We start from the raw sequence: 23,728 nt of genomic DNA on the forward strand, positions 1-23,728 counted from the left end.
TTCGTTGGTGTAATAATACAGATAAAATGCTGATTGTGCATTGCTGTATATTTTTATTAGTGTACTAATTATGTTTATCGTGACGTCGTAAACTCATGCCAAGAATCAATTAAATCAACGAAATCGTCAAAACCACAGCCACTAGTTAGACCACTTTCTTCAATCATTAGTTCGTCATCTTGATAAGCTAAAATATCTTCAGAGTCTTGGTGTAATGCATGTGCTTCAAAAATCGCTTCATCTTTATTAAGTATTAAATCAACTTCTTGCCCCTGTAATGTAATAGGTTCAAAGCTAGTTGAAACAGCCTTTATGAGCGCCTGTACCATGGGGATTTTATCTTTGCCGACTTCTTCATTAAGCCAGCGACCAATAACTGCATGCTCGCTACTTATTTTAATGCGAAAGCCACTAATTGGATCGCGAATGAATTGATATTCCATGAATACGCTCTTAAAAAAACAATTGGCCGATTATACTGACAGTAGTGAAAAGTACAAAAAATAGCGCCTTAATTAGCGCTACTTAATATATTAATTTTACGATACTATTTTTCGACCATTCTATAACCTATAACGAGCTGCATCGATAATTGACCACAAATAAATAATAGGCACTAATACAAACCCTACCAATACATAAATAAGTGCATAACTAATGATAATAGCTAATGCAAAAAAGATGGCAGATAAAATGCGCCCTTGCACTAATTGACCTAGGCCTGGGAAAAATATATTACAAATAGCCGCGATAACGTTACCGCCTGAACCTTGTCCTGACATAATAGCCTCAAATGTTTTTATTTCTGACGAGTTTAATACATGCATCATGCCAATAATTTAACTATTTATAATCAACAGGTTAATTAATTCATGGCACAGCATATAATTTAATTTTAGTTTATTTCACTAAGTTTAAGTCAAATTAGCAATTTTTGTAATCTGTTTTGATCTTAGCATTCTTGAATTCAAGTATTAAGTGCAATCATTATGCAGCCACCAGAACTTCTGATTGCCCCGTAAATAATTCATGAGGGGTTTTATACCCTCTTGTTTTTCTTGGCCGATGGTTGAGCTTATCAACTGCCGCCTGTATCTCTGCTTCACTTAGCGCCATAAAGTCAGTTCCCTTGGGGAAGAAGCGTCTAAGTAAGCCGTTGGTATTCTCATTTATGCCCCGCTCCCATGATGAATAGGGATGAGCGAAATACACATCAGCTTCTAATTTTTGTGCAACATGCTCATGGTGAGCAAACTCTTTTCCATTATCTAACGTCACGGTAATAACCTTACCTTTATATGGTGTCATACACGTGATCAGCGCATCGGCTGTTATTTTCGCATGCTTGCTTTCAATTCTGTGAACGACTGTATATAACGTTTTACGTTCAACCATTGTGACAAGCGCATTTTTACGCCCTTTACCTATCACTGTATCGCCCTCCCAATCACCAATCCTAGACTTTGAATCCACAATACTTGGGCGTTCATCAATGCTGACTCGATTAACTATCTGTCCACGTTTATCATAGCTTCCATAGCGTTTTTTATACTTTTTACATGCACGAGTGAGTGTCTTATGTAGCTTGCCACCACGAGCCTTGTCTCTGTAAATATATTGATAAATTGTTTCATGATGTAAAACGACCTGTTTCTCTAAAGCTAAGCGGCCTGCCACTTGCTCAGGGGAAAGTCCGTCATGCAACAATTTATTAATCCAGTGAGTGACGTCCTCTGTTAACTTACTTGCTTTGAAAGATGACTTACGTCTTTGTTCAGCAAAGTTATTGGCTTGGTTAGGCCGATAGCCTTTAAGTCCTTTATTGCGTTTTAGCTCTCTAGAAATAGATGACGGTGAACGAGTTAGTTCTTCAGCTATCTGCTTTTGGTTATTTCCTGCTTTTATTAACGCGTAAATCTGGTATCTTTCTTCTTGTGTCAGCTGTTTATATTTCATTAAAGCAATTTCCTTTGGCGAGAAAATGGCCGAATTATAACAGCTGGCCATCTAATCTGAGAAATTGCACTTATTATCCGAATTTAGGATTTAATTAAATTTAAAGAGCTGGTTATAAAAACAGTATTTTATTTAGCCCAACTAAAACACCTGTTATACTATTTGCCATTAATGATTGAAAAGGCGTGATGATGGACGTTTCAGAATTACTCGATGGCTTAAATGATAAACAACGGGATGCCGTCGCAGCTCCTTTGCAAAACATGCTAGTGCTTGCTGGTGCAGGCTCTGGTAAAACTCGAGTACTGGTTCATCGTATAGCGTGGTTAATGCAGGTAGAGCAAGCATCTGCCTACAGTGTATTTGCCGTGACCTTTACCAATAAAGCCGCTAAAGAGATGCGCTCGCGCGTTGAAGAAACCCTAAAAGCACCGGTTGCCGGTATGTGGATTGGTACTTTCCATGGCTTATCGCACCGTATTTTACGCGCTCATCACCGTGAAGCGAACCTTCCTGAAAGCTTTCAGATTTTAGATTCTGACGATCAACTGCGAATGATCAAACGCTTACTAAAAGCGATGAATATTGATGATAAAAAATGGCCAGCAAAACAGTTTGGCTGGTACATCAGTGCAAAAAAAGATGAAGGCCTACGCCCTAAAGATATTCAAGCGTATGATATCAACGAACAAATGATGTTAAACGTTTATAAAGCTTATCAGGAAGCATGCGACCGAGCAGGCCTTGTTGATTTTGCTGAAATACTGCTGCGAAGCTTTGAGGTCTTAAAAAATAACCCAACCTTACTTCATCATTACCAACAGCGCTTTGCGCACATGTTAGTAGACGAGTTCCAAGATACTAACACTATTCAATATGCGTGGTTAAAACTGTTAGCGGGTAATACTAACAGTATTATGATTGTAGGTGATGATGACCAAAGTATTTATGGTTGGCGCGGTGCTAAAATAGAAAACATTAAGCGCTTTTTAACTGATTTTGAGGCCGAAACTATTCGCCTTGAACAAAACTACCGTTCAACAGCCACTATTTTGAAAGCGTCAAATACGTTGATTCAAAATAACTCAGACCGAATGGGAAAAAGTCTCTGGACTGACGGCAGTGAAGGGGAGCCGATTTCAGTTTATGCGGCATTTAATGAGCTCGATGAAGCACGTTTTGTAAGTAGTAAATTACGTAGCTGGCTCAATGCCGGTAACGCACTGCAAGATGCTGCTATTTTATATCGCAGCAATGCACAGTCGCGGGTACTTGAAGAAGCCATGCTACAAGAAGGTTTAAAGTATCGTATTTATGGCGGTATGAGATTCTTCGAACGCCAAGAGATAAAAGATGCACTGGCGTATTTACGTTTAGTTGGCAATCGCCAAGACGATGCAGCCTTTGAGCGTGTTATAAATACGCCAGCGAGAGGCATTGGTGATAAGACACTCAGCCATGTTCGTGACTGCGCCCGTAATGAATCATTGCCATTATGGTATGCGGCTAAAGCAATTGTTGAGCAACAGCATTTATCTGGGCGCGCTGCTGGTGCGGTTAGTAAATTTGTTGAGTTAGTAGAGCATATCGAAGATAAAATAAGCGACCTCACCCTAGAGGAACAAGCAAAATACGCGATTCAAACATCAGGTTTAATGGCAATGTATCAAGCTGAAAAAGGCGAAAAAGGCCGTGCTCGAGTAGAAAATTTAGAAGAGCTAATCAGCGCTTGTGGTCAATATGAACTACCTGAAGATGAAGAGTATAGTTCGCCATTACAAGGTTTTTTAGCTCACACCTCACTTGAATCCGGTGTTGGCCAAGCAGAGGAACACGAAGATGCCGTACAAATGATGACTCTTCACTCAGCAAAAGGCCTAGAGTTTCCATTAGTATTCATGGTCGGCGTTGAAGAAGGCATGTTCCCCTCTCAGCAAAGCAACGAAGAGTCAGGCCGCTTAGAAGAAGAACGCCGACTTTGTTATGTAGGCATGACCCGCGCAATGGAAAAACTTTATATCAGCCATGCTGAAAGCCGCAGGCTTTATGGCCAAGAAAAATACCATAGCCCGTCACGATTTTTACGCGAAATACCTGAAGACTGCATTGAAGAAATACGTATTAAAACACAAGTATCAAGGCCCCCTGTATCAGGGCGCTTTAGCCCATCTGTAACCCACGCAGCCTTTGAAGACAGTGGATTTAGTTTAGGCCAACGCGTATTGCATGCTAAGTTTGGCGCAGGTACGGTACTAAACTATGAAGGAAGTGGTGCACAATCTCGTATTCAAGTTAACTTTGATGATTTAGGCAGTAAATGGTTAGTGACCGCGTATGCCAGACTCCAAGCTATTTAAGCAACACCTTGCGCCACTTTTAGCGCAGTTACAACTGGCAAAGCATCGCCAGTTGTTACTGATCACTGGTGAAAAAAGCTGGTGCTATAAAGAGTCTCAAACCTTAACAAACCAGCTAACAACTAATATATATATCCTTGCAAATGGCGAGCAACTGAGTAACAGCCAATGGCCTGAACATACGCATCAAATTTTAGGTCAAGAATTTGACCATGTTGTGTATGACGGCTTTAGCGGTATTTACCCAGATAAATTTGCAGCACTGAGTGGCACAGTTCGCGCTGGCGGTTTGATGGTTGTGTTGCTACCAAACCTTTGTGATCTCACTCAATGGCACGACCCTGCCCTAAGTAAATTTCAGTCGCATGGGCACTATCAAACACTAAGTTACTTTAACCAACGCCTTGCAGTACTCATATCACAGCTTGATATAGCACACTTTGATCAACACACAGGCTGGCAATCAGCACCTGTCGCTAAGCACACAGCTATAGATAAACCAGCTATAATTGAGCTTGATTTAACTGAGCAGCAACACTGTATTGAACAAATAATCAAAACAGCCAATGGGCGGGCTAATCGCCCACTATTAATAAGCGCCGATCGTGGCCGTGGTAAGTCAGCCGCTTTGGGCTTTGCAGCAGCAGAGCTCACTGATAAAAATATTATTATTTGTGCAACTCAACCCCGAGCGGTGCAAACAAGCTTTAAACACTTAGCCTCACAGTTAAATTTACCACTAAATAAAGCTCAGAAGAAGTTAGCTAACCTCAGCTATGTCGCACCCGACGTATTACTAGATACTTTGCCTAAATGTGACATCTTATTTGTTGATGAGGCTGCAGCTATTCCGGTGCCCATACTATTAAAAATACTAGCTAGTTATCCACGTATCGTATTTGCTAGCACCATTATAGGTTATGAGGGTAATGGCAGGGGTTATACGCTACGTTTTAAACGTCATCTGCAACAACACTATAAAAACATGCGTAGCGTTACACTTGAGCAACCAATTCGCTTTGCTAAATATGACCCACTTGAGCAACATATTCGTACTTTACTAGCGCTTGATACCAGTTACCAAGCAACTAACTTCGCTATAACAACAGTTACGCACCACAAGATTAGCCAGCAACAATTAATTGATGATGAAGCGCAACTTCGCCAGGTTATCGCACTGCTGGCGTTAGCACACTACCAAACCACAGTGAACGATCTACGCCAAATACTTGATGGTACGAAGCAAAAATTATTTATTAGTAAAGTAAACGAACAAATTATTGGAGTTTGTTTAGTTGCTATAGAAGGTGGTTTTGACGCAGCATTAGCAGAACAAATAGTTGAAAAGGAACGTCGTCCACAAGGGCACTTACTAGCGCAAACACTAGCACAAATTAGTTTTGATAGTTCAGTAATACAACAGTCAACTGCACGAATAGTGCGAATCGCGGTAGCACCTGAATACCACAATCAAGGACTTGGCCAACAATTATTGAGCTTTGTTGAACAACAAGTTAAAGCCACATGCGCTTGGATCGGTGCAAGCTTTGGTGTAAATTCGCCGCTATTGGCTTTTTGGCAAAAAAGCCTCTTCAACTTAGTCAAGATCGGTTATAAAGCAGACAAAACAACCGCAGAACACGCCGCATTGGTAATAAAGCCACTTACTATAAATAGTGAATTAGTAAATCGCCTTGAGTTACAGTTTAGCCAACACTTCTCATTACAATTACTAACCCACTTTAGTCATTTAGAGCCGACCTTGGTAAGCACAGTAATGAGCAAATTACCGCATACTAGTCTATCGCAAAATGACAAAAATCATCTAAAGCAGTTATTGTCATCAAACTATACCCTCTTTGATATTCAACCTCTTTTATGGCGCATTATCTGGTGTTATCCAGACAGCTTAAAAAATTGCTCAGACGATTTCCAATGGTTACTTATTCGGCTGACGCTACAGGGTTGGTCGCTCGAAGAAGCAAAAAACACTCTCAACCTTACAGGCAAAAATAGCATCAATCAATTATTCAAACAGGCTGTTAATGATTGGTATAAAAAAAACTATTTTAGGCTTTGCTAAATATATTAGCAGCCACCTTTAATGCAAGATTCAACCAAACTGGTTACTGCTTTACAACACAGCTGTATTTTCTGTTGCTGAAAGCAAAAGGCCGGACTGTTTTGGATCGAGCTTGTTGCAATTTAAAGTCAGATAGTTTCAGGCGTCACGGCCTACCCACCTAGAGCTACTTTGTTTCTACGCAGTTCAATTAACCTTTTTAACAACCCCCAGACAACAAAAAAACCGTCCAATTGCTGTAACGGGTTTCTTTTATTTAAAGCCTGATAATGGCGCGTAGTGCCCACAGTGGTGGAGAGTCGCATAACAAATACGACACTGTCTTTGTCAGGGCTTGGCCCAGAGGAGCTGCTGTATTTCACTACTGTGTTTCACTACTGAGTTCGGTACGGGGTCTTGGCTTGGTGTTTTTACTTTATTCCAGACGTAAAAAAGCCCGACTCAATGAGTCGGGCTTTCTACAATTTGAAGCCTGATAATGACGTAGTGCCCACAGCGGTAGAGAGCCGCATAACAAATGCTACACTATCTTTGGCCGGGGCTCGCCTTCGAGCTGTTTTGTTTCACTACTGAGTTCGGTATGCGCTCTTGGCTATTTACTAAATCCCAGACAGTAAAAAACCCGTCACATTGCTGTAACGGGTTTCTTTAATTTGAAGCCTGGTAATGTCCTACTTTCGCATAACAAATGCTACACTATCATCGGCGCTGTTTCGTTTCACTACTGAGTTCGGCATGGAGTCAGGTGGGTCCAAAACGCTATTGTCACCAAGCAAATTGGGGCGTTAATTCGTATCGCTACGCACTAACTAAATTTGGAAAATAGCTAATAATATTTTTTAAGTCTTTCAGTAATTATCTACTTTAGTCATTAACTTCTGTATAAACTGTCGCATAAAACGCGTTTGGCGTTGTATGGTTAAGCCTCACGGGTAATTAGTACAAGTTAGCTTAACATGTCACCATGCTTCCACATCTTGCCTATCAACGTTGTAGTCTTCAACGGCCCTTCAGAGACTTTAAAAGTCTAGTGAGAAATCATCTCGAGGCCTGCTTCGCGCTTAGATGCTTTCAGCGCTTATCAGTTCCGAACGTAGCTACCGGGCAATGCCATTGGCATGACAACCCGAACACCAGCGGTTCGTTCACTCCGGTCCTCTCGTACTAGGAGCAACCCCTCTCAATTCTCAAACGCCCACGGCAGATAGGGACCGAACTGTCTCACGACGTTCTAAACCCAGCTCGCGTACCACTTTAAATGGCGAACAGCCATACCCTTGGGACCGACTTCAGCCCCAGGATGTGATGAGCCGACATCGAGGTGCCAAACACCGCCGTCGATATGAACTCTTGGGCGGTATCAGCCTGTTATCCCCGGAGTACCTTTTATCCGTTGAGCGATGGCCCTTCCATTCAGAACCACCGGATCACTATGACCTACTTTCGTACCTGCTCGACGTGTCTGTCTCGCAGTTAAGCTGGCTTCTACCATTACACTAACCGTACGATGTCCGACCGTACTTAGCCAACCTTCGTGCTCCTCCGTTACTCTTTAGGAGGAGACCGCCCCAGTCAAACTACCCACCAGACACTGTCCGTAATCCCGATTCAGGGACCAACGTTAGAACATCAAAACTACAAGGGTGGTATTTCAAGGTTGACTCCAACAAAACTAGCGTCTCATCTTCAAAGTCTCCCACCTATCCTACACATGTAGGTTCAATGTTCAGTGCCAAGCTGTAGTAAAGGTTCACGGGGTCTTTCCGTCTAGCCGCGGGTACACAGCATCTTCACTGCGATTTCAATTTCACTGAGTCTCGGGTGGAGACAGCGTGGCCATGGTTACACCATTCGTGCAGGTCGGAACTTACCCGACAAGGAATTTCGCTACCTTAGGACCGTTATAGTTACGGCCGCCGTTTACCGGGGCTTCGATCAAGAGCTTCTCCCTAAGGATAACCCCATCAATTAACCTTCCGGCACCGGGCAGGTGTCACACCGTATACGTCATCTTGCGATTTTGCACAGTGCTGTGTTTTTAATAAACAGTCCCAGCCACCTGGTCACTGCGGCTCCAATTAGCTCAGGGAGTAAATCCCGTCACCCATCGGAGCGTACCTTCTCCCGAAGTTACGGTACGATTTTGCCTAGTTCCTTCACCCGAGTTCTCTCAAGCGCCTTAGTATTCTCTACCTGACCACCTGTGTCGGTTTGGGGTACGATTCGGTATAATCTGAAGCTTAGAGGCTTTTCCTGGAAGTATGGCATCAACAACTTCACCACCTTAGTGGCTCGTCTCGTGTCTCAGTCTAACAGTAACCCGGATTTACCTAAGTCACTAACCTACTCACTTTCACATGGACAACCATCGCCATGCTTGCTTAGCCTGCTCCGTCCCCCCATCGCAATTATACCAAGTACGGAAATATTAATCCGTTTCCCATCGACTACGCCTTTCGGCCTCGCCTTAGGAGTCGACTTACCCTACCCTGATTAACATGGGATAGGAACCCTTGGTCTTCCGGCGTGCGGGTTTTTCACCCGCATTATCGTTACTCATGTCAGCATTCGCACTTCTGATACGTCCAGCATGCCTCCCGGCACACCTTCAACCGCTTACAGAACGCTCCCCTACCACTCATCCTAAGATGAATCCGCAGCTTCGGTGCATAGTTTAGCCCCGTTACATCTTCCGCGCAGACCGACTCGACCAGTGAGCTATTACGCTTTCTTTAAAGGATGGCTGCTTCTAAGCCAACCTCCTGGCTGTCTGTGCCTTTCCACATCGTTTCCCACTTAACTATGACTTTGGGACCTTAGCTGGCGGTCTGGGTTGTTTCCCTCTTCACGACGGACGTTAGCACCCGCCGTGTGTCTCCCGGATAGTACTTTACGGTATTCGGAGTTTGCAAAGGGTTGGTAAGTCGGGATGACCCCCTAGCCTTAACAGTGCTCTACCCCCGTAAGTATTCGTCCGAGGCTCTACCTAAATAGATTTCGGGGAGAACCAGCTATCTCCCGGTTTGATTAGCCTTTCACTCCTAACCACAGGTCATCCCCTAACTTTTCAACGTTAGTGGGTTCGGTCCTCCAATTGATGTTACTCAATCTTCAACCTGCCCATGGCTAGATCACCGGGTTTCGGGTCTATACCTTGCAACTCATCGCCCAGTTAAGACTCGGTTTCCCTACGGCTACCCTATTCGGTTAACCTCGCTACAAAATATAAGTCGCTGACCCATTATACAAAAGGTACGCAGTCACCTAACAAGTAGGCTCCTACTGCTTGTACGTACACGGTTTCAGGTTCTATTTCACTCCCCTCACAGGGGTTCTTTTCGCCTTTCCCTCACGGTACTGGTTCACTATCGGTCAGTTGGGAGTATTTAGCCTTAGATGATGGTCCACCTATATTCAGTCAAAGTTTCACGTGCTCCGACCTACTCGATTTCACTTAAATTGCATTTTCATGTACGGGACTATCACCCTGTATCGTGGCGCTTTCCAGCGCCTTCCATTAACACAACAAAAGCTTAAGGGCTGTTCCGGTTTCGCTCGCCGCTACTTCCGGAATCTCGGTTGATTTCTTTTCCTACGGGTACTTAGATGTTTCAGTTCTCCGCGTTCGCCTCGTTAACCTATGTATTCAGTTAACGATACCTGCAAGCAGGTGGGTTTCCCCATTCGGAAATCTTAGTCTCAAGTGCTTTTTACTAGCTTGACTAAGCTTATCGCAAGTTAATACGTCCTTCATCGCCTCCAACTGCCAAGGCATCCACCGTGTACGCTTAGTCACTTAACCATACAACCCAAACGGGTCTTTGTTTTGTGACAGTTTAACTTCGCCAGAAGTTAATATTGAATACTAAAGTAGATACCAATCAATCAACTCATAAGAGTTAACTAAATGGCACTGAATGATACTGCTATCATTCTTTTTTACTTTTGAAAACTCTTGATAAATACAACGTATCTATCAGAATTTTATTATCAGCTTTTCCAAATTTTTAAAGAGCATATTAATTAGTAAGCGTTCGCTTTCTAACTAACAATCATCTGTGTGGACACTACGAACAAATAAGTTCTAAATCGTATAAGGAGGTGATCCAGCCCCAGGTTCCCCTAGGGCTACCTTGTTACGACTTCACCCCAGTCATGAATCACTCCGTGGTAAACGTCCTCCCGAGGGTTAGACTATCTACTTCTGGAGCAACCCACTCCCATGGTGTGACGGGCGGTGTGTACAAGGCCCGGGAACGTATTCACCGCGTCATTCTGATACGCGATTACTAGCGATTCCGACTTCATGGAGTCGAGTTGCAGACTCCAATCCGGACTACGACGCACTTTAAGTGATTCGCTTACCTTCGCAGGTTCGCAGCACTCTGTATGCGCCATTGTAGCACGTGTGTAGCCCTACACGTAAGGGCCATGATGACTTGACGTCGTCCCCACCTTCCTCCGGTTTATCACCGGCAGTCTCCTTAGAGTTCTCAGCATTACCTGCTAGCAACTAAGGATAGGGGTTGCGCTCGTTGCGGGACTTAACCCAACATCTCACAACACGAGCTGACGACAGCCATGCAGCACCTGTATCAGAGCTCCCGAAGGCACCAAACTATCTCTAGTAAGTTCTCTGTATGTCAAGTGTAGGTAAGGTTCTTCGCGTTGCATCGAATTAAACCACATGCTCCACCGCTTGTGCGGGCCCCCGTCAATTCATTTGAGTTTTAACCTTGCGGCCGTACTCCCCAGGCGGTCTACTTAATGCGTTAGCTTTGAAAAACAAAACCGAAGTTCCGAGCTTCTAGTAGACATCGTTTACGGCGTGGACTACCAGGGTATCTAATCCTGTTTGCTCCCCACGCTTTCGTACATGAGCGTCAGTGTTGACCCAGGTGGCTGCCTTCGCCATCGGTATTCCTTCAGATATCTACGCATTTCACCGCTACACCTGAAATTCTACCACCCTCTATCACACTCTAGTTTGCCAGTTCGAAATGCAGTTCCCAGGTTGAGCCCGGGGCTTTCACATCTCGCTTAACAAACCGCCTGCGTACGCTTTACGCCCAGTAATTCCGATTAACGCTCGCACCCTCCGTATTACCGCGGCTGCTGGCACGGAGTTAGCCGGTGCTTCTTCTGTCAGTAACGTCACAGATTGCAGGTATTAACTACAACCCTTTCCTCCTGACTGAAAGTGCTTTACAACCCGAAGGCCTTCTTCACACACGCGGCATGGCTGCATCAGGCTTGCGCCCATTGTGCAATATTCCCCACTGCTGCCTCCCGTAGGAGTCTGGGCCGTGTCTCAGTCCCAGTGTGGCTGATCATCCTCTCAAACCAGCTAGGGATCGTTGCCTTGGTGAGCCATTACCCCACCAACTAGCTAATCCCACTTGGGCCAATCTAAAGGCGAGAGCCGAAGCCCTCTTTGGTCCGTAGACGTTATGCGGTATTAGCAGTCGTTTCCAACTGTTGTCCCCCACCTCAAGGCATGTTCCCAAGCATTACTCACCCGTCCGCCGCTCGTCAGCAAAGTAGCAAGCTACTCTCTGTTACCGCTCGACTTGCATGTGTTAGGCCTGCCGCCAGCGTTCAATCTGAGCCATGATCAAACTCTTCAATTAAAAGTTTTTTCTGTCCTTCCCATAAAGGGAGCGGACATGCTCAATGAATTCTGAATTTATTTAATATCTTTCGATATTGAATTGACTGTGCTGAATAAATAAATTTATTCCGTTGGTCACTCAGTTCAATTGAGACTCTAAATTTTTTGCCTCATCTAGCGAACTAGAATCGGCTGTTAGAACTCAATCTGTACGAGTGCCCACACAGATGATTGCTTTATATTGTTAAAGAACGTTGCGATTAAAGCGCTTTGCTTTACCTCGCTAGGGCTGCGCATATTACGCTTTCCTATTTTTTTGTCAATACTTAATTTTAAACTTTCTAAAAAATCTAAACTCAAGTTTTACTCGACTCACTGACTTGCTGCTTGCCTCGCTAAGCGTTGCCTGCTCTGCCGTGTCAGTGGGGTCGCATTATAGGGAGGACAGATTTTTACGCAAGCGTTTTTTAAAGAAAACTTGAAATAAAGTACTGTTCGCTGAATATTTGAGCTAAACGGTCAAAAACACAACTAAAAGACACTCATTAACCGTATCAAAGAGTCCAACCTATCTATTATTTCACTAAACTAAGTACCTAAAGTATACTAATTAAATGCCCGCATTATCGAAAGATCCTTGATTTTTGACAGTTTGATCAAAAGTACCCTTTAGATATTAATATTAATAATTTTTATGTTACTAGCATTGTTCAAGTAGCTCACTTTTGTAACTAGGAGTCCCTGACAGATACTTAGCTCATAATTACTAAGATACGACAACATGGATGTAGAAGGAAAAGCAATATAGGAGCAATAGCCAAGAACAATTATATGACATGATTTTGTTATTCAATTATTGAGTAACAGTTCTAAGTTTATGCAAAAAGGCGTGTGTTAATATAGATTGGTCGGTAAGTTTTAGACATTAAAAAGCCGAGCATAAGCTCGGCTTTTTGGTATCTCTTTAAGACTTACTCTGCAGACTGCGCGTCTTCTTGAACTTCTTCGTTTGTCGCTGGGCGACCTACAAGTTCAATATAAGCCATTGGTGCATTATCACCAGTACGGAAGCCACACTTAATAATACGAGTGTAACCACCTGGGCGATCCGCGTTACGAGGACCGATTTCACTGAATAACTTACCAACTACTTCATTATCACGCGTGCGAGCAAACGCTAAACGGCGATTTGCTACACTGTCAGTCTTAGCCAGTGTGATTAAAGGTTCAATTACACGGCGTAACTCTTTCGCTTTTGGCAAAGTAGTTTTGATGATTTCATGTTTCACCAAAGAACCTGCCATATTGCTGAACATCGCTTTACGATGGCTACTGTTACGGTTTAATTGACGACCACTCTTACGATGGCGCATGACCCTATCCTTCTAACTAAACTAATATAGTGATTTAGATTATTCAGCTAGGCTTGCAGGCGGCCAATTTTCTAGGCGCATACCTAGAGAAAGACCACGTGAAGCTAGCACGTCTTTAATTTCAGTTAGAGACTTCTTACCTAGATTAGGCGTTTTAAGAAGCTCAACTTCAGTGCGTTGAACTAAATCACCGATATATTGAATTTGCTCGGCTTTCAAACAGTTTGCTGAACGTACTGTTAGTTCAAGATCATCAACTGGACGAAGCAGAATAGGATCGAATTCTGGCTTCTCTTCTTTCTCTTCTGGCTCAGTTACATCACGTAAATCTACGAATGCATCTAATTGCTCAGCTAAGATAGTAGACGCACGGCGGATCGCTTCTTCAGGATCTAAGGTGCCGTTTGTTTCCATATCAATGATTAACTTGTCTAAGTCTGTACGTTGCTCAACACGGGCTGATTCAACCGAGTACGCAATACGTTCAACTGGGCTGAATGATGCATCAAGCAACAATCTACCAATTGGACGCTCATCGTCATCAGAGGATAAACGACTAGATGCCGGCACATAACCGCGACCGCGTTCAACACGAATACGCATGCTGATCTCGCTGCTATCTGTCGTTAAATGACAAATAACGTGATCTGGGTTAGCGATTGTTACGTCGCCATCGTGCTGAATATCTGCCGCAGTCACAGGGCCTACACCAGATTTAGCCAGGGTCAGAAAAACCTCATCTTTGCCTTCTAACGTTACTGCTAGACCTTTAAGGTTTAACAGAATTTCAATGATGTCTTCTTGTACACCCTCTTTCGCGCTGTACTCATGCAATACACCGTCGATTTCAACTTCAGTTACTGCACATCCAGGCATAGACGAAAGCAGTATACGGCGTAAGGCATTACCCAGAGTATGACCGAAGCCACGCTCTAGTGGTTCTAAAACTACTTTAGAACGCGTTGGGTTAATAGCGTCGATATCGACTAACCTTGGTTTTAGAAATTCTGTAACAGAACCCTGCATTTTATCCTCTCTTAACTCTTAACTTTACTTAGAGTAAAGTTCGACGATTAGTTGTTCATTAATGTCCGCAGACAGGTCTGAACGCTCTGGTAGGCGTTTGAAATTACCTTCCATTTTCTTACCGTCAACTTCAACCCAAGTCGGCTTTTCACGTTGCTCAGCCAACTCTAGAGCAGCGATGATGCGTGCTTGTGTTTTTGACTTCTCACGAATAACTACTACATCTTCTGCAGAAATTACGAAAGAAGGAATGTTCACAACACGACCATTAACTAAAATCGCTTTGTGGCTTACTAACTGACGTGCTTCTGCGCGTGTGCTAGCAAAACCCATACGATATACAACATTGTCTAAACGTTGCTCTAAAAGCTGTAACAAGTTTTCACCTGTATTACCTTTAAGGCGAGCAGCTTCTTTATAATAGTTACGGAATTGCTTTTCTAATACACCGTAGATACGACGTACTTTTTGCTTTTCACGTAATTGTAAACCGTAATCAGATAAGCGACCTTTACGAGCGCCGTGCTGACCAGGTGCAGTCTCAAGTTTACACTTAGAGTCGATAGCTCTTACGCCGCTCTTAAGGAACAGGTCAGTACCTTCACGACGACTCAGCTTGAGCTTAGGGCCCAAATATCTTGCCATGTTATTTCTCCTAACCTATTGTTAAACGCGACGTTTCTTCGGTGGACGACAACCATTATGTGGTATAGGCGTCACGTCAGTAATGTTGGTAATACGGTAACCAGCAGCATTCAAAGCACGTACAGCAGATTCACGACCTGGACCTGGACCTTTGATGAAAACTTCTAGATTTTTTAAACCGTATTCTTGAGCAGCAGTACCTGCACGCTCTGCAGCAACCTGAGCAGCAAATGGTGTAGATTTACGTGAACCACGGAAACCTGAACCACCGGCAGTAGCCCATGATAGTGCATTACCTTGACGGTCGGTAATCGTTACAATAGTGTTGTTGAAAGACGCATGAACATGAGCCATACCATCAGCAACTTGCTTTTTAACCTTTTTACGACGAATTGGTGTCTTAGCCATAATACTATCCCCTTATCGCTTAATAGGCTTACGAGGACCCTTACGGGTACGCGCATTAGTCTTAGTTCTTTGACCACGTAGTGGTAAAGAGCGACGGTGACGTAGGCCACGGAAACAACCAAGGTCCATAAGGCGCTTGATATTCAAAGTAACTTCACGACGAAGATCACCTTCTACAGTGTACTTGCCAACTGCTTCACGCAGTACATCAAGTAGTTCATCTGAAAGTTCACCGATTTTTTTGGTCTCGGCGATACCAGTCGCTGCTAAGATTTCCTTAGAGCGAGTCTTACCTATGCCATAAATAGCAGTTAAACCAATAACTGCATGTTTATGATCAGGGACGTTAATGCCAGCGATACGGGCCACTAACACATCTCCTATAGTTGAATTTGGTAATCATAAGTTTGAAAAGCCCGTAAGGATACTCAAACGAAGACCAAATCACAATTAAAAACACAGGCCGAGAAATCTCAGCCTGCACGACTGTTTAATTAGCCTTGCCTTTGCTTATGCTTTGGCTCACTGCAAATTACACGTACAACACCGGCACGTTTAATAACTTTACAGTTACGGCATATTTTCTTAACGGAAGCACGTACTTTCATTGCTCAACTCCGTAAACTGACCTTAACGACCATAGCCTTTAAGGTTCGCTTTTTTCAGCACAGAATCATATTGATGAGACATCATATGATTTTGTACTTGTGCCATAAAGTCCATGATCACAACAACGATAATCAAAATTGATGTACCGCCGAAGTAGAATGGCGTTTGCCATGCCATGGTCATGAATTCAGGCACCAGACAGATAAAGGTTATATACAAAGCACCTGCCAATGTCAGGCGTGTCATCACTTTATCAATGTATTTCGATGTCTGCTCACCTGGACGAATACCTGGGATAAATGCGCCAGATTTTTTCAGGTTATCTGCTGTTTCACGCGGGTTAAATACCAACGCTGTATAGAAAAAGCAGAAGAAGATAATAGCCGCTGCTAAAACTAATGCATACAAAGGTTGACCTGGAGTCAACGTTGTAGCAATTGCTTGTAGCACATCAGCGACAGGACCTTCACCCTGGCCGAACCAGCTGGCAATAGTACCAGGGAACAGTATTATACTGCTAGCAAAGATTGGTGGAATAACACCCGCCATGTTTACTTTTAGTGGTAAATGCGTGCTTTGAGCAGCAAATACCTGACGACCTTGTTGGCGCTTTGCGTAGTTAACGACGATACGACGTTGGCCACGTTCAAAGAACACTACAAGATAAGTAACAGCGAATACAATTACAGCAACCATCAACAGTACAAAAACATTCAGATCACCTTGGCGCGCCATCTCAACTGTCGAACCAATAGCAGACGGCAGGTTAGCTACTATACCAACAAATATTAGAACCGAGATACCGTTACCGATACCGCGCTCTGTTATTTGCTCGCCCAACCACATAAGGAACATAGTACCGGTTACTAAACTCACCACTGCGGTGAAATAGAATCCCATACCTGGGTTAACAACTAACCCGTCCATCATACCCGGTAAGCTTGTGGCAATACCGATTGATTGGATAGTAGCAAGCAAAAGCGTGCCATAGCGTGTGTACTGGCTAATTTTCTTACGCCCTTGTTCACCCTCTTTCTTAAGCTCTATAAACGGCGGATACATATGCGTTAATAGTTGCGTAATAATCGATGCTGTGATGTACGGCATAATACCCAGTGCTAACACTGAAGCTCGCTCAAGCGCACCACCACTGAACATGTTGAACATTTCAACAATGGTGCCCTTTTGTTGCTCGAAGAAATCGGCAAGTACAGCGGCGTCAATCCCAGGGATCGGCACAAATGAACCTAGACGGTAAATAATGATAGCGCCTAATACGAACAGTAGTCGACGCTTCAATTCCGAAAGTCCACCTTGTGCACTTTGCATATCTTGACCTGGTTTAGCCATTACTACTTCCTTAGTCTTCTACCTTGCCTCCGGCAGCTTCAATAGCTTCGCGAGCACCTTTTGAGGCTTTAAGGCCTTTAACGGTAACTGCGCGTGAAACTTCGCCAGATTTAACAACTTTTACGAACTGAACGTTCTTTTTAACTAGACCAGCTGCTTGTAACGCACTTAGGTCTACCACATCGCCTTCAACTTTGGCGATTTCGTATAGGTTTATCTCTGCAGATACAAATGATTTGCGAGAAGAGAAACCGAACTTAGGCAGACGACGTTGCATAGGCATTTGACCGCCTTCAAAACCAACGCGTACTTTACCGCCAGAACGTGACTTTTGACCTTTGTGACCACGACCACCAGTCTTACCAAGACCAGAACCGATACCACGACCAACACGTTTACCAGCAGATTTTGATCCTGCAGCAGGAGAAAGTGTATTCAAATGCATTCGAATTACCCCTCAACCTTAACCATGTATGAAATACGGTTAATCATACCACGTACACATGCTGTATCTTCCAATTCAACAGTGTGATTGATACGACGTAAACCAAGACCGCGTAATGTAGCTTTATGTTTCGGTAAACGACCGATAGAGCTCTTTACTTGTGTTACTTTTACAGTTTTATTAGCCATGGTTTACCCCAAAATCTCGTCTACTCGAAGACCACGTTTTGCAGCAATCGACTCAGGAGAGTTCATATTCTCAAGAGCTGAGATCGTTGCACGTACAACGTTGATCGGGTTAGTAGAACCGTAACATTTAGAAAGTACGTTCTGCACACCAGTAACTTCAAGTACTGCACGCATAGCACCACCTGCAATGATACCAGTACCTTCAGAGGCTGGTTTCATAAACACTTGTGAGCCAGCATGACGTCCCTTAACAGGATGCTGTAATGTGTTGCCATTTAGGTCTACATTGATCATGTTACGACGTGCTTTTTCCATTGCTTTTTGAATAGCAGCTGGAACTTCACGTGCTTTACCATAACCGAAACCTACTTTACCTGCGCCGTCACCAACTACTGTTAGTGCAGTGAAGCTAAAGATACGACCACCTTTAACTACTTTAGACACACGGTTCACCGCGATTAGCTTTTCAGCTAAATCAGGCTGTTGTTGCTTTGCTTCTACGTTAGCCATTGTCTACTCCTAGAATTGCAAACCGGCTTCACGCGCTGCATCTGCAAGCGCCTTCACACGGCCGTGATATTTAAAGCCACTGCGATCAAAAGCAAGTTTTTCAATGCCTTTGTCAGCCGCACGTTCAGCAACTGCTTTACCAACTGCTTGCGCAGCTGAAACATTGCCTGTGCCTTTAACTGTTTCGCTAATAGCTTTCTCAACAGTAGAAGCAGCAGCCAGTACATTACCCTCAGTATTAACTACTTGAGCATAAATGTGACGTGGCGTGCGGTGGATAACAAGACGCGTAGTGCCTTGTTCAATATAATTTCTACGAGTGCGTTTAGCACGACGTAGACGAGCTGTTTTTTTATCCATCGTCTTACCTTACTTCTTCTTAGCCTCTTTACGGCGTACATTCTCATCTGAATAACGAACACCTTTACCTTTATAAGGCTCAGGTTGACGGTATGCACGAATGTTAGCAGCTGTTTGACCAACTAACTGCTTATCTACGCCCTTAACTAGAACTTCTGTTTGGCTTGGCGTTTCAATCGTAATTCCTTCAGGAACTTCGAAATTAACTGGGTGTGAGAAACCAAGTGTTAAGTCTAAAACTTTACCCTTAGCTGCTGCACGATAACCAACGCCTACTAACTGAAGCTTCTTCTCGTAACCTTCGTGCGTACCAACAACCATGTTGTTGATTAGAGCGCGAGCAGTACCTGCTTGAGCCCATGCAGTGGCTACGTCTTCACGAGGTAAAGCTGTAATAACGTTGTCATTAAGTTGTACTTCAACAGCAGTGTTGATAGTACGCGTCAATTCACCGTTTTTGCCTTTAACTGTGATTTCCTGGCCTTTCAATGTAACTTCTACACCGGCAGGAACATTAATTGGTGCCTTTGCTATGCGAGACATAGTTCCCCTCCGATTAAGCTACAAAGCCAATGATTTCACCACCAACACCAGCACTACGTGCTGTGCGGTCTGTCATTAGGCCTTTAGAAGTTGATACGATAGCGATACCTAGACCACCCATTACCGTTGGTAATGTGTCACGTTTCTTATAGATACGTAAACCAGGGCGGCTAACACGCTGGATATTTTCAATAACAGCTTTGCCTTCGAAGTATTTCAACTCGATAGAAAGCTCAGGTTTCGCTTCGCTATTTACGGCGAAATCAGCGATATAACCTTCGTCTTTTAGTACTTTAGCTACTGCTACTTTCAGTTTTGAAGTTGGCATCGTTACAGATACTTTCTTCGCTGACTGACCGTTACGGATACGTGTAAACAAATCCGCAATAGGATCTTGCAAGCTCATAGTCTTACTCCCGTGATTCTGTTACCAGCTAGCCTTTTTAAGGCCAGGAATTTCACCGCGCATAGCTGCTTCGCGAACTTTAATACGGCTCATGCCGAATTTGCGAAGGTAACCATGTGGGCGGCCCGTAACGTTACAACGATTACGTTGACGTGAAGAGCTAGAATCACGTGGTAAAGCCTGTAGCTTTAATACCGCGTCCCAACGATCATCGTCAGATGTGTTAACATCGCTGATGATAGCTTTTAGTGCCGCACGCTTTTCAGCGTATTGAGCAACTAATTTAGTGCGCTTTGCTTCGCGCGCTTTCATAGAATTCTTTGCCATAACCCTACCCTTATTTCTTGAATGGGAAGTTAAACGCTTCTAACAACGCACGGCCTTCCTCATCAGATTTCGCAGATGTAGTGATTGTGATATCCATACCGCGTACACGGTCTACTTTATCATAATCTACTTCTGGGAAGATGATTTGTTCACGTACGCCCATGCTGTAGTTACCACGTCCATCAAAAGACTTAGCACTTACACCACGGAAGTCACGGATACGTGGGATAGCGATTGAAACCAAACGCTCAAAAAAGTCCCACATACGCTCGCCGCGTAGGGTTACTTTACAGCCAATCGGGTAGCCTTCACGCACTTTAAAGCCTGCAACAGATTTGCGTGCTTTTGTGATTAAAGCTTTCTGACCAGAGATAGATTCTAGATCCGCAACCGCGTTATCTAAAATTTTCTTGTCAGCTAGGGCTTCGCCCACACCCATATTCAGTGTGATCTTTTCGATCTGAGGGACTTGCATGACAGAGCTGAAACCAAACTTCTCTTGAAGTTCAGAAACTACTTTGTCTTTATATACTTCATGCAGTTTCGCCATCATTCTACTCCAACTATTAAATAGTTTTACCAGTAGATTTAAAGATACGTAATTTCTTACCATCTTCAATCTTGAAACCTACACGATCTGCTTTACTCGTTTCCGAGTTGAAGATCGCAACGTTTGATACGTCGATAGACGCTTCTTTCTCAACAACACCGCCAGGCTGATTCATTTGTGGAACCGGCTTTTGATGCTTCTTGATTAAGTTGATGCCTTCGACGAATACTCGACCAGACTCAGTAGCAACTGAAAGCACTTTACCGCGCTTACCTTTGTCTTTACCTGCTAGTACGATTACTTCGTCATCACGACGGATTTTTGCTGCCATGATAGACTCCTTATAGTACTTCTGGGGCTAGTGAAACGATTTTCATGAACTTTTCATTACGAAGTTCGCGAGTCACAGGACCGAAAATACGAGTACCAATTGGCTGCAAGTTATCATTTAAGATAACAGCCGCATTGCTGTCGAAACGGATCAAAGAACCGTCTGGACGACGAACGCCTTTTTTAGTACGCACAACTACCGCGTTTCTTACATCACCTTTCTTCACTTTGCCGCGAGGAATAGCTTCTTTAACAGAAACTTTAATGATGTCGCCAACAGCCGCATAGCGACGGTGCGAACCGCCTAGGACTTTTATACACTGCACTTTGCGAGCGCCGCTGTTATCAGCAACGTCCAGCTGAGTTTGCATTTGGATCATGCTAATGACCTCCGGTGTAGTTATTACAACTGGCTTTAATTTGTTTAAAATCAAAGCGTTTAGGTTAAATTCCACCCAAAAAACAAGCGAGTTGTCTCTTAAGGGCGGGCAATTGTACCAGCAATGGGAGGCAAGAGATAGGTTATTTTTTAATTAATTAAGATTACTTGTAGAGTAATTAGCGTGTGGTGTTAAGCGGTAATACGCTTGTTGTTGATTATAAAACAAGGCGCAAATGCGCCTTGTTTTATCACAGGTAAGTAAGTTAACCGCCAAATAAGCCTTTTAGTTTATCTTTTGCTTTTTCTTTTACTTCATCTTTTACTTCATCTTTTGCGGCTTCGTTCACATCAAGTTTAATGCCCACATCATGAAATGGCCCTTCAATACGTAGTGGTACTTTAAAGCCAGTACTATCATCGGTGGTTGCTTGCCCTTCAAGTGAATCGACAATACCCGTCACTAAGCGATAGTTTACATTTGCAGCTGGTAAATCTACATCTCCTTCGCCTGAAATACGAATTAATGGGCTTAATAATGATAAATCGGTATTTTTGCCAACACCATCAGTAAAGTTAAAACTACCTGTTAATGCTGAGAAATCTGTTTGTTGTGAATTATCAAAACCAGTATCTAACCCTTCTGACACGGCATTAAAGTTACCTTTGAGCAGCTCTTTGCCCTTACGTACCATTTCAGCTACGTTGGCACCTTTAACAGCTCCATCAGCAAATTCAAAAGCAAGCTTTCCTTGCAGCGCATTAACAAAATCTTTCTGGCTTTCGCCGGTCGTTGTTAAATCCCAATTAAGTGAGCCCTTACCCATAAGCTTATCAAAACCTGTGGCATCTGTTAGTAATGGCTGCGCATCGATTTTATCTAAGCTAAAGTTAGTCGCTATGGCGTAAGGTGCTTTTTTAGCATTAACGGTAATCATACCTTTACCATCACCTTCATAAGCAGCAAATTTATCTAAGCTTATTTTTGCAACTGCATTGTCTAGGTTAACTGTTAATTGATTGGCACCTAGCTTTATATCATTTGCCTGTAAACCGCTTGACTGCACAATAATATTAGCATCTAGCGCATTCAGAGCACTTAAATCCATTTTTGTATCGTCCCACACAATTGGCTGCGCTGGCGCATCGCTGCTCGGTGATGCATCATCTTCATTTTTAGCAACAGCTTCTGGCAAATATGGGTTTAAATCAAGCATACCTAAATCAATATCGGCATTCACAGCTAAACGTTTACCAAGGTTAATATCGCTTTCACCTTTAATTTGTAATGCATCAAGTGTTGCAAGTAATTCGCTTAAGGTAAATTTTTCGCCTTGTAAACGCATTTTGCCTTTAACGTTAAATTCATTAAAGGCATTCTCTTTTGCATTTAGCTCAACGCCTTGCCATTTAGCAATATTTTTAACTGAATCACCACTAAGTGATAATTGCCCTTGAATGTCTTTACCTTGATCTGCAATTGAGCCCTTAAAATCAACATCGACTAACTTCGATGTGATTGCTTGCATTATATTAAAAGTATCGCCTTCAATCGCTTTAACCAGCGTATCGAGTGTTACATCTAGCTCAAAGCGTTCTTGCATATAGGTAATACCGCCTTCAACCTCTAATGTTTCACGCAGTGAAGGAAGTAAAATGGCCAAGTCTAAATCACTTATTTCTTGTTTAGCGCCTGTTGCGCCATCAAGGTAAGTAAATTTTCCTCCGTATATTGCCACTTCACCTAATTGAATATCAAAGTTTTCAGGCAACTTAGTAGGCCCGCCCGCTTGCTCAGTATTAGCCGGCTGCTCTGCTACTGCATCAAAAAGCTGCCAGTTCGCTTTACCGTTTTTATCGGTTTCAAGCAAAATATTTGGCTCGTTAATCACAAATTTTTCGAGCTTAAACTCACCACCAAATAGCGAAAACCACGGAATATGAATTGCCAACTGCTGCATACTCGCCATATCAGCGCGAGAGCCACTAGGCATGTTAGCAAAATGAACATCGTTTAGTTCAAGCTTAAGTGAAGGGAATACCGATAAACTTTTATCGCCATCAATAGTAAGTGTGCGTCCAGTGGTTTTTTCAACCTGCTCAGATACTTTATTAAAAATAGCGTCTGTAGGGATTAAAAATGGCGCTGCAACTATCAAAGCAACAAGCAATAATAAAATTACGCCAATAACTTTAAACAAGGTTTTCATGACTATCCTTTCAAATGTGCGATTAATATTATTATCATAGCGGGAGTTACTCTGGAAATCAT

General features: G+C 43.2%; 23 protein-coding genes and 3 rRNA genes. 2 read left to right on the forward strand and 24 right to left on the reverse strand.

Annotated features, from left to right (window positions below):
• Positions 1 to 74 precede the first annotated feature (74 nt).
• The 3 genes from ACT3S9_RS14520 to ACT3S9_RS14530 all read right to left on the reverse strand — a co-directional run bounded on the left by ACT3S9_RS14520 (position 75) and on the right by ACT3S9_RS14530 (position 1,956).
• Complete coding sequence (locus ACT3S9_RS14520; RefSeq protein WP_441836201.1) at positions 75 to 443, reverse strand: YacL family protein; 369 nt, start codon at positions 441 to 443, stop codon at positions 75 to 77.
• A 120-nt stretch (positions 444 to 563) separates the two neighbouring features.
• A complete protein-coding gene (locus ACT3S9_RS14525) occupies positions 564 to 782 on the reverse strand; it encodes a hypothetical protein (RefSeq protein WP_441836206.1) in 219 nt (72 codons plus the stop codon).
• 205 nt (positions 783 to 987) lie between these two features.
• Positions 988 to 1,956, reverse strand: coding sequence for an IS30 family transposase (locus ACT3S9_RS14530; protein WP_086959932.1), 969 nt, complete (start codon positions 1,954 to 1,956; stop codon positions 988 to 990).
• A 191-nt stretch (positions 1,957 to 2,147) separates the two neighbouring features.
• Between ACT3S9_RS14530 and uvrD the strand changes: the two genes are divergently transcribed.
• Together uvrD and ACT3S9_RS14540 are read left to right on the forward strand one after the other, a co-directional pair.
• Complete coding sequence (gene uvrD, locus ACT3S9_RS14535; RefSeq protein ID WP_441836200.1) at positions 2,148 to 4,313, forward strand: DNA helicase II; 2,166 nt, start codon at positions 2,148 to 2,150, stop codon at positions 4,311 to 4,313.
• Positions 4,291 to 6,396, forward strand: a complete 2,106-nt coding sequence (locus tag ACT3S9_RS14540; protein WP_441836199.1) for a GNAT family N-acetyltransferase — start codon at positions 4,291 to 4,293, stop codon at positions 6,394 to 6,396. Before uvrD ends, ACT3S9_RS14540 begins: the two co-directional genes overlap by 23 nt.
• A 658-nt stretch (positions 6,397 to 7,054) precedes the next feature.
• Here ACT3S9_RS14540 and rrf read toward each other — a convergent pair.
• The 21 genes from rrf to ACT3S9_RS14645 all read right to left on the reverse strand — a co-directional run bounded on the left by rrf (position 7,055) and on the right by ACT3S9_RS14645 (position 23,666).
• Positions 7,055 to 7,169 (reverse strand): 5S ribosomal RNA (gene rrf / locus ACT3S9_RS14545).
• A 142-nt stretch (positions 7,170 to 7,311) separates the two neighbouring features.
• Positions 7,312 to 10,198: ribosomal RNA gene (locus ACT3S9_RS14550) — 23S ribosomal RNA — on the reverse strand.
• A gap of 292 nt (positions 10,199 to 10,490) precedes the next feature.
• Positions 10,491 to 12,026: ribosomal RNA gene (locus ACT3S9_RS14555) — 16S ribosomal RNA — on the reverse strand.
• Together the 16S, 23S and 5S rRNA genes form the textbook arrangement of a ribosomal RNA operon.
• A 952-nt stretch (positions 12,027 to 12,978) precedes the next feature.
• A complete protein-coding gene (gene rplQ / locus ACT3S9_RS14560) occupies positions 12,979 to 13,380 on the reverse strand; it encodes a 50S ribosomal protein L17 (protein WP_441834332.1) in 402 nt (133 codons plus the stop codon).
• Positions 13,381 to 13,419: 39 nt separating this feature from the next.
• On the reverse strand, positions 13,420 to 14,406 hold the full coding sequence (locus tag ACT3S9_RS14565) for a DNA-directed RNA polymerase subunit alpha (protein ID WP_404342176.1): 987 nt from the start codon (positions 14,404 to 14,406) through the stop codon (positions 13,420 to 13,422).
• Between the two features lie 24 nt (positions 14,407 to 14,430).
• On the reverse strand, positions 14,431 to 15,051 hold the full coding sequence (gene rpsD / locus ACT3S9_RS14570) for a 30S ribosomal protein S4 (RefSeq protein WP_441834333.1): 621 nt from the start codon (positions 15,049 to 15,051) through the stop codon (positions 14,431 to 14,433).
• Positions 15,052 to 15,072: 21 nt separating this feature from the next.
• Positions 15,073 to 15,459, reverse strand: coding sequence for a 30S ribosomal protein S11 (gene rpsK / locus ACT3S9_RS14575; protein WP_002959471.1), 387 nt, complete (start codon positions 15,457 to 15,459; stop codon positions 15,073 to 15,075).
• Positions 15,460 to 15,471: 12 nt separating this feature from the next.
• Positions 15,472 to 15,828, reverse strand: a complete 357-nt coding sequence (gene rpsM / locus ACT3S9_RS14580; RefSeq protein WP_441834334.1) for a 30S ribosomal protein S13 — start codon at positions 15,826 to 15,828, stop codon at positions 15,472 to 15,474.
• A gap of 125 nt (positions 15,829 to 15,953) precedes the next feature.
• On the reverse strand, positions 15,954 to 16,067 hold the full coding sequence (rpmJ, locus tag ACT3S9_RS14585) for a 50S ribosomal protein L36 (RefSeq protein ID WP_002959476.1): 114 nt from the start codon (positions 16,065 to 16,067) through the stop codon (positions 15,954 to 15,956).
• 22 nt (positions 16,068 to 16,089) lie between these two features.
• A complete protein-coding gene (gene secY / locus ACT3S9_RS14590; RefSeq protein ID WP_441834335.1) occupies positions 16,090 to 17,418 on the reverse strand; it encodes a preprotein translocase subunit SecY in 1,329 nt (442 codons plus the stop codon).
• Positions 17,419 to 17,428: 10 nt separating this feature from the next.
• Positions 17,429 to 17,863 (reverse strand): 50S ribosomal protein L15, encoded by a 435-nt coding sequence (rplO, locus tag ACT3S9_RS14595; RefSeq protein ID WP_441833678.1) that lies wholly within the window; start codon positions 17,861 to 17,863, stop codon positions 17,429 to 17,431.
• 5 nt (positions 17,864 to 17,868) lie between these two features.
• On the reverse strand, positions 17,869 to 18,051 hold the full coding sequence (gene rpmD, locus ACT3S9_RS14600; protein ID WP_441833677.1) for a 50S ribosomal protein L30: 183 nt from the start codon (positions 18,049 to 18,051) through the stop codon (positions 17,869 to 17,871).
• Between the two features lie 3 nt (positions 18,052 to 18,054).
• The gene (gene rpsE / locus ACT3S9_RS14605; RefSeq protein WP_016710200.1) at positions 18,055 to 18,561 is read right to left on the reverse strand and encodes a 30S ribosomal protein S5; all 507 of its coding nucleotides are present in this window, start codon (positions 18,559 to 18,561) and stop codon (positions 18,055 to 18,057) included.
• 9 nt (positions 18,562 to 18,570) lie between these two features.
• Entirely contained in the window at positions 18,571 to 18,921 is a 351-nt protein-coding gene (rplR, locus tag ACT3S9_RS14610; protein ID WP_441834336.1) for a 50S ribosomal protein L18, read from the reverse strand.
• Between the two features lie 9 nt (positions 18,922 to 18,930).
• The gene (gene rplF / locus ACT3S9_RS14615; protein ID WP_441834337.1) at positions 18,931 to 19,464 is read right to left on the reverse strand and encodes a 50S ribosomal protein L6; all 534 of its coding nucleotides are present in this window, start codon (positions 19,462 to 19,464) and stop codon (positions 18,931 to 18,933) included.
• A 13-nt stretch (positions 19,465 to 19,477) separates the two neighbouring features.
• Positions 19,478 to 19,870 (reverse strand): 30S ribosomal protein S8, encoded by a 393-nt coding sequence (gene rpsH, locus ACT3S9_RS14620; RefSeq protein ID WP_441834338.1) that lies wholly within the window; start codon positions 19,868 to 19,870, stop codon positions 19,478 to 19,480.
• A gap of 21 nt (positions 19,871 to 19,891) precedes the next feature.
• The gene (rpsN, locus tag ACT3S9_RS14625; protein WP_130049941.1) at positions 19,892 to 20,197 is read right to left on the reverse strand and encodes a 30S ribosomal protein S14; all 306 of its coding nucleotides are present in this window, start codon (positions 20,195 to 20,197) and stop codon (positions 19,892 to 19,894) included.
• Between the two features lie 10 nt (positions 20,198 to 20,207).
• Complete coding sequence (gene rplE / locus ACT3S9_RS14630) at positions 20,208 to 20,747, reverse strand: 50S ribosomal protein L5 (protein WP_441834364.1); 540 nt, start codon at positions 20,745 to 20,747, stop codon at positions 20,208 to 20,210.
• Between the two features lie 16 nt (positions 20,748 to 20,763).
• Complete coding sequence (rplX, locus tag ACT3S9_RS14635; RefSeq protein ID WP_441834339.1) at positions 20,764 to 21,078, reverse strand: 50S ribosomal protein L24; 315 nt, start codon at positions 21,076 to 21,078, stop codon at positions 20,764 to 20,766.
• A 10-nt stretch (positions 21,079 to 21,088) separates the two neighbouring features.
• Positions 21,089 to 21,457, reverse strand: a complete 369-nt coding sequence (rplN, locus tag ACT3S9_RS14640) for a 50S ribosomal protein L14 (RefSeq protein ID WP_441834340.1) — start codon at positions 21,455 to 21,457, stop codon at positions 21,089 to 21,091.
• Between the two features lie 265 nt (positions 21,458 to 21,722).
• Complete coding sequence (locus ACT3S9_RS14645; RefSeq protein ID WP_441834341.1) at positions 21,723 to 23,666, reverse strand: AsmA family protein; 1,944 nt, start codon at positions 23,664 to 23,666, stop codon at positions 21,723 to 21,725.
• Positions 23,667 to 23,728: the final 62 nt, after the last annotated feature.

Origin of the sequence: Pseudoalteromonas sp. AOP31-A2-14, from assembly GCF_052378035.1 — a bacterium.
Taxonomy (GTDB): Bacteria; Pseudomonadota; Gammaproteobacteria; order Enterobacterales; family Alteromonadaceae; genus Pseudoalteromonas.

What these genes read in the sequence shown, in the direction of transcription:
- ACT3S9_RS14520 (WP_441836201.1), bottom strand. Translation starts at nt 443, where the DNA reads ATGGAATATCAATTCATTCGCGATCCAATTAGTGGCTTTCGCATTAAA.
- ACT3S9_RS14525 (WP_441836206.1), bottom strand. Translation starts at nt 782, where the DNA reads ATGTCAGGACAAGGTTCAGGCGGTAACGTTATCGCGGCTATTTGTAAT.
- ACT3S9_RS14530 (WP_086959932.1), bottom strand. Translation starts at nt 1,956, where the DNA reads ATGAAATATAAACAGCTGACACAAGAAGAAAGATACCAGATTTACGCG.
- uvrD (WP_441836200.1), top strand. Translation starts at nt 2,148, where the DNA reads ATGGACGTTTCAGAATTACTCGATGGCTTAAATGATAAACAACGGGAT.
- ACT3S9_RS14540 (WP_441836199.1), top strand. Translation starts at nt 4,291, where the DNA reads ATGCCAGACTCCAAGCTATTTAAGCAACACCTTGCGCCACTTTTAGCG.
- rplQ (WP_441834332.1), bottom strand. Translation starts at nt 13,380, where the DNA reads ATGCGCCATCGTAAGAGTGGTCGTCAATTAAACCGTAACAGTAGCCAT.
- ACT3S9_RS14565 (WP_404342176.1), bottom strand. Translation starts at nt 14,406, where the DNA reads ATGCAGGGTTCTGTTACAGAATTTCTAAAACCAAGGTTAGTCGATATC.
- rpsD (WP_441834333.1), bottom strand. Translation starts at nt 15,051, where the DNA reads ATGGCAAGATATTTGGGCCCTAAGCTCAAGCTGAGTCGTCGTGAAGGT.
- rpsK (WP_002959471.1), bottom strand. Translation starts at nt 15,459, where the DNA reads ATGGCTAAGACACCAATTCGTCGTAAAAAGGTTAAAAAGCAAGTTGCT.
- rpmJ (WP_002959476.1), bottom strand. Translation starts at nt 16,067, where the DNA reads ATGAAAGTACGTGCTTCCGTTAAGAAAATATGCCGTAACTGTAAAGTT.
- secY (WP_441834335.1), bottom strand. Translation starts at nt 17,418, where the DNA reads ATGGCTAAACCAGGTCAAGATATGCAAAGTGCACAAGGTGGACTTTCG.
- rplO (WP_441833678.1), bottom strand. Translation starts at nt 17,863, where the DNA reads ATGCATTTGAATACACTTTCTCCTGCTGCAGGATCAAAATCTGCTGGT.
- rpmD (WP_441833677.1), bottom strand. Translation starts at nt 18,051, where the DNA reads ATGGCTAATAAAACTGTAAAAGTAACACAAGTAAAGAGCTCTATCGGT.
- rpsE (WP_016710200.1), bottom strand. Translation starts at nt 18,561, where the DNA reads ATGGCTAACGTAGAAGCAAAGCAACAACAGCCTGATTTAGCTGAAAAG.
- rplR (WP_441834336.1), bottom strand. Translation starts at nt 18,921, where the DNA reads ATGGATAAAAAAACAGCTCGTCTACGTCGTGCTAAACGCACTCGTAGA.
- rplF (WP_441834337.1), bottom strand. Translation starts at nt 19,464, where the DNA reads ATGTCTCGCATAGCAAAGGCACCAATTAATGTTCCTGCCGGTGTAGAA.
- rpsH (WP_441834338.1), bottom strand. Translation starts at nt 19,870, where the DNA reads ATGAGCTTGCAAGATCCTATTGCGGATTTGTTTACACGTATCCGTAAC.
- rpsN (WP_130049941.1), bottom strand. Translation starts at nt 20,197, where the DNA reads ATGGCAAAGAATTCTATGAAAGCGCGCGAAGCAAAGCGCACTAAATTA.
- rplE (WP_441834364.1), bottom strand. Translation starts at nt 20,747, where the DNA reads ATGGCGAAACTGCATGAAGTATATAAAGACAAAGTAGTTTCTGAACTT.
- rplX (WP_441834339.1), bottom strand. Translation starts at nt 21,078, where the DNA reads ATGGCAGCAAAAATCCGTCGTGATGACGAAGTAATCGTACTAGCAGGT.
- rplN (WP_441834340.1), bottom strand. Translation starts at nt 21,457, where the DNA reads ATGATCCAAATGCAAACTCAGCTGGACGTTGCTGATAACAGCGGCGCT.
- ACT3S9_RS14645 (WP_441834341.1), bottom strand. Translation starts at nt 23,666, where the DNA reads ATGAAAACCTTGTTTAAAGTTATTGGCGTAATTTTATTATTGCTTGTT.